This window comes from Blautia sp. OF03-15BH (assembly GCF_003463065.1).
Taxonomy (GTDB): domain Bacteria; phylum Bacillota; class Clostridia; order Lachnospirales; family Lachnospiraceae; genus Limivivens.
In genome coordinates this window covers 1-2,623 of record NZ_QSCM01000039.1, presented here as the reverse complement: position 1 = coordinate 2,623, position 2,623 = coordinate 1, and the positions used below count along the sequence as shown (strand labels likewise).

General features: G+C 48.8%; 1 protein-coding gene. It reads right to left on the bottom strand.

Annotation, left to right across the window (positions count from 1 at the left end):
* The coding region (locus tag DXA57_RS17025; protein WP_199612778.1) for a DUF7507 domain-containing protein at positions 1-2,623 on the bottom strand (2,623 nt) is incomplete at both ends.

Here is a 2,623-nt window from a genome sequence, read left to right as displayed (position 1 = left end):
GTAGGATCTTCTTTCTTGCCTGGTTCTACCGGTACGTCCGGGTTCTCCGGATCAGGGCTTGTTCCTTTGGCGGTTGCTTCATTGACTACGCTGCCTGCAAGGATGTCTTTTTCGGTTACGGTGTAGCTGGCGGTAAATGTTTTCTCTGCGCCAGGTGCCAGTTCTTCAATCTTCCATGCCTTGTTGCCGATGTTTCCGGTAAGCTTATCCGTTACTTCGATGTCTTTGATCGTCAGGTTTCCGTCATTCTTCACGGTGATCTGGTAGGTGATCATTTCGCCAAGGGCATAGCTCTCGTCGTTTGCAGGGCTGCTGGTCGTGGTCTTTTCCACGGTCAGGTGAGGATTCGGATCAGCCGGGATCACTTCATCCGTTCCCGTGTATTCTTTTCCATTACTGAAAATAGCGGTTGCTGTATTTCCGAATTCACCTCTGAGGATATCCTCTTCTGTGATCGTGTAAGTTGCTGTGGTCTCTACAGACTCACCAGGCTGTACATCTGTAAACTTGCTTTCACCGGTAATGGTAACTCCCGGCTGCTCTGTGATGGTGATGTCCTGAGCCTCTGCGTAGATGTTCTGTACGGTGATCTTGAAAGTAACCATATCATTAAGGTTATATTCTTTACCTTCATGAGTCTTTGTTACAACACCGGTGACATTCTCATCTGTGACAGTCAGTGTTCCATATTCCTTCTTGATCACGTAGTTGGATGCTTTGGTCTCCGGAACTGCCGCTTTTGCCTTTAACATACGGCTCAGTTTTACAGTGCTTCCATTCAGAGTATAAGTGAAAGTATTTTTACTGGAGCCTACATAAGTCTGGCTTCCGGTCACATCGTAAGATGCACTTTCGCCTTCTGCAAAACCGTCTCCGCCTACCGTTACTTTCTGGTTGGTCAGTGCAGTTCCATCGTAAGCTTTGCTGTCACTTGCACTGGTCATGGTTACCTGTCTCGGGCTGATCGTAAGCGTTCCGTCTTCGATCTTGAAGGTTACGTTTGCAAAGTTGGTGTTGTTGTTCGTGAAATCTTCCGCTTTCAGCTTCATGTCATAGCTTCCGGCGTCTGTTCCCTTCACTTCTGCGTTTCCGCTGAAGGTGAAGTCGGATGTTGTATACAGAGGATTGCTGATGCTCACATCATAACCCGTCACAGTATGCTCGATTCCATCGTATTTCGTACTTACGCTGTGCTCAGTGATCGTTACGGTCACTTCATCCGTTACCGGAGTGATGCTCAGTTCGCCTTCGCTCATCTCGATCTGATAGTTGCTGTCTTTGTATGCTTTTGCCTTTTCGATCTTGATGGTGTTGGTTACCGGGCTCTCAGATACGTTGGTCACACTTCCGGTTGCCTTCGCAGTTGCTTCTCCCTCAACAAATCCTTTTCCGCCTACCGTTACTTCCGGTCTGGTCAGAGGAGTTCCGTCGTAAACCTTGCTGGCAGTCTCACTGCTCAGGGTTACCGGTCTCGGGGTGATCGCAAGTGTTCCGTTTACAGTCTGGATGCTGTTGTAGTTTCCTGCATTCGCTACTGCGTACTCAGTGATCTTATTGTTTCCTGCAACAGTGTCTTCCACGTTGGTCACGCTTCCGGTCACCACTGCCGTTACTTCATCGCCGGTCGGAAGGATGTATTTTCCTTCTTCGTTGGCTGTGATCTCTGCTCCGTCATAGGTTACTGTATAGCTTCCGTCACTGTGGGCACTTCCGTTATACATCCAGCTATTGCTGGCTGCTGTGATCACAATGGCTTTCTCGCTGGCTGTTACCGTCAGGGTTCCAGGAAGCTTTGTGATCGTGTAGTTGCCTTCTTTGTAGCCTTCGCCTTCAACGATCTCAATGGTATTGGTTACAGATTCTCCTGCCTTGAGAGCGCTTCCGGTTGCCTTTGCAGTTGCTTCTCCTTCTACAAAACCGTCTCCGGTGATTGTTACTTCCGGTCTGGTCAGCGGTGTTCCGTCATAAGCTTTGCTGGCAGTCTCACTGGTCAGGGTTACCGGTCTCGGGCTGATCGTAAGTGTTCCGTCTACGATCTTGAAGGTTACCTTTGAAAAGTTGGTATTGTTATTGGTGAAATCTTCCGCTTTCAGCTTCATGTCATAGCTTCCGGCGTCTGTTCCCTTCACTTCTGCGTTTCCGCTGAAGGTGAAGTCGGATGCTTTATACAGGGAATTGCTGATCTTTGTCACATCATAACCCGTTACGATATGCTCGCTTCCATCGTATGTTGCACTTCCGCTGTGCTCAGTGATCGTTACGGTCACTTCATCCGTTACCGGAGTGATGCTCAGTTTGCCTTCGCTCTTCTTGATCTGATAGTTGCTGTCTTTGTATGCTTCTGCCTTTTTGATCTCGATGCTGTTGGTTACCGGGCTCTCAGATACGTTGGTCACGCTTCCGGTTGCCTTCACAGTTGCCTCACCTTTTACAAAACCGTCTCCGGTGATTGCTACTTCCGGTCTGGTCAGCGGTGTTCCGTCATAAGCTTTGCTGTCACTTGCACTGGTCAGGGTTACCTGTCTCGGATTGATCGTCAGGCTTCCGTCTTTTACTACTACTTTGATGTTGCTGTAGTTCGGAGAGGTCACGGTAAAGTCTTTGGCTGTCAGGCCCATCTGGT